This is a genomic window from Desulfogranum marinum (genome assembly GCF_016918565.1).
Classification (GTDB): Bacteria; Desulfobacterota; Desulfobulbia; order Desulfobulbales; family Desulfobulbaceae; genus Desulfogranum; species Desulfogranum marinum.
This window is the reverse complement of sequence record NZ_JAFFQD010000110.1, coordinates 1-2646: the sequence shown is the minus strand read 5'-3', so window position 1 is coordinate 2646 and position 2646 is coordinate 1. Positions and strand designations below refer to the sequence as shown.

The 2646-nt window shown below is 48.1% G+C and carries 2 protein-coding genes; both read right to left on the bottom strand.

What is annotated here, in order from left to right; translation table 11 throughout:
- Positions 1-145: 145 nt before the first annotated feature.
- Positions 146-883, bottom strand: a complete 738-nt coding sequence (istB, locus tag JWH17_RS23010) for an IS21-like element helper ATPase IstB (RefSeq protein ID WP_205225045.1) — start codon at positions 881-883, stop codon at positions 146-148.
- An 11-nt stretch (positions 884-894) separates the two neighbouring features.
- Entirely contained in the window at positions 895-2430 is a 1536-nt protein-coding gene (gene istA, locus JWH17_RS23005; RefSeq protein ID WP_205225044.1) for an IS21 family transposase, read from the bottom strand.
- Between the last annotated feature and the right edge of the window lie 216 nt (positions 2431-2646).

Below are 2646 nucleotides of genomic sequence, written 5' to 3'. Positions count from 1 at the left end.
TGCGTATTCCACTGAATCCGGCCACCCATTCCAGTCGAAACCGGCCAGTCAGTCCACGTGATTCCGGCCACCTATTCCAGTGAAACTGGCCAGGTGGTCGGAGCGAAGCGACGCTGTTATTTTTTCATTACTTTGTCCTTCATATTTATGTCAAGTTTGCTCTCTTTTTTCTCATAGAATCTCCTGTAAGTTTTATCTTATGAGCGCTGTGTACCAAACGATCTAAAATGGCGTCAGCCAGAGTCGGGTCACCAATCTGTTCATGCCAATGCTCTATTGGCAATTGACTGGTCACAAGCGTCGATTTCAGGTTGTGTCGGTCCTCAAGGATCTCGAGAAAATCATGCCTCTGTTCTTGATTCAACGGAATCAGGCCATAGTCGTCGAGTACGAGTACATCCGTTTTTGCAAAGGCTGTTAGCATTTTCAGATAACGGCCATCCCCTTTAGCGAGGCTCATGTCTTCAAAGAGTTTTGTCATTCGCAGGTAGAGTGCGCTGAATCCTTCCCGGCAAGCCTTCTCAGCAAAGGCACAGGCTAGAAATGACTTGCCTACCCCTGTGGGGCCGGTGATGATTAAATTGTTGTGATCCTTGATCCATTGGCAGTCAGCAAGGCGGAGCACAAGTGACTTGTCCAGGCCTCTTGGGTGACGGAAATCGACATCCTCAATAGAACCATTTTGGCGCAGCTTGGCCTTGCGTAATCGGGTCTTCATTCGCCTTGTTTCGCGTACGGCCTGTTCGTGATCCAATAACAGGCCAAGGCGCTCTTCAAAAGCCATATCATCAAGGCCGTCCATCTGCATTTGTCTTTCTAGAGCTTCTGCCATTCCTGAGAAGCGCATGACGGTCAATTTTTCAAGGGTTGGGTGAAGCAGCATAATGCCCTCCTTTAATGGCTTGTAGAGTTGAAGTAAACGGCGCCGCGAATATTTTGATGGTGAATCGGTTTTTTATCGGTGTCCGCCTCTGGCAGCGGCTTTTGATCCAACCCATTCTTAAGGATTGATTCTACGCTTTTATAAGAGAGTGCGTTGATATAAAGAGCACGACCGCAAGCGGCCTCAAGGCGTGCATCTCCATAGGACTTCCCAAGCCTGAGGATGCCAAGCAGTGTCCGGTATGCCTGCTGCGGGTGTGTCCTTTTGAGTAGGAGGAGTTCAGTCAGCATAGCTGTTTCCGGCCCAATTTTAGCTGCCCATCTTTTAAACCGATCAGGGGTCCATTCAAGGTATTTCTGATGACGAAGCGGCATATGCTCCTTGATAGTTGAGTGACGACCATGAGGGATATGACGGAGGTGGCTTGCAACCCGTTTGTTGCTGTAAAAGCATTCCACTGTGCTCCCAGTATAGCGGATATCCAGCTTCTTCTTTACCAGGGTGTAGGGCACTGAATAGTAATACCCCTCAACCTCTACATGATAGTCAAGGTGAACAGTGGCTTTCTTCCAATACGCAAGCTCGTAAGGTAGTGCAGGAAGGGGTTTCAGGGCAGGTTTATCAATTTCTTCAAACCAACTTTGTCTGCTGCCTGGAAGTTTTTTGAAAGGGCGACTGTTGAGCACGTGGACCAGCTTTCGGATCTCTCGGTTTAAGTCGGCAAGGCTGAAAAAGGTATGTTTACGTAATACTGCAAGTATCCAGCGCTCTACCAGTAAAACGCCGGCTTCTGCTTTGGCCTTATCCTTAGGCTTTCTTGCCCTGGCAGGTATAATGACGGTCTGATAGTGTCTGGCAAGGTCGTTGTACGTTGGATTGATGTCCGGTTCGTAACGACAAGTCTTGCTGACGCCGCTTTTTAAATTATCAGGAATAACGGCCACCGGAACACCGCCCATGAAAGAAAATGCACGGACATGGGAACCTATCCAGTCTTCAGTTTTTTGGCTTAACGTGGCTTCTGCATAGGTATAATTGCTGGCACCCATAACACTGACAAAGATTTGGGCTTTGTGGATTGCACCGGTTTCATGGTTGATTAAATCAACGGTTTGGCCAGCATAGTCAACGAACAGTTTTTCGCCTGCCCGATGTTCATGGCGCATGACGACATCCAAACGAGCTGCCCAATCGCGGTAGCTATGGCAAAACCAGCTATATTGGTAGCCATCGGGATGCTGTTCCTTGTATTCCTGCCACAACAGATTCAGGGTCACGTGTTTACGTGATTGCAGTTCTTTGTGGACTTCGTGAAAGTCGGGAATGAAGCGGGACTGTGTCGTGCGAGGTGCTGATGAAGGGAAAAGCTGATTTTCTAGAGCGGTATCACTCAATTCATCAGGAAGGGGCCAGGTTAACCCTGCTGCTTTTGCACGGTTTAAATAATCACTGACTGTTGCCCTGCCTATACCGCAACTTCGGCTGATTTCACGATTGCTACAATTACAACCGTATTTGAGACGCAATATCTCTCGTATCTTTCGCATAGATAATCTCTTTTTGGGCATGAAATTCTCCTTGAAATAGTCATTCAAAAAGATTTCCTCTACCATCTGTTTCTATGCGTCGCTACCCTCCGAAAACGATGGCCGGAATCGAATGGAATCCCTGGCCGGAATCAATTGGAATGGGTGGCCGGAATGAAATGGAATCACCGGCCGGAATCCCCTGGAATCAGTGGCCGGATTGCTCTGGAATACTCA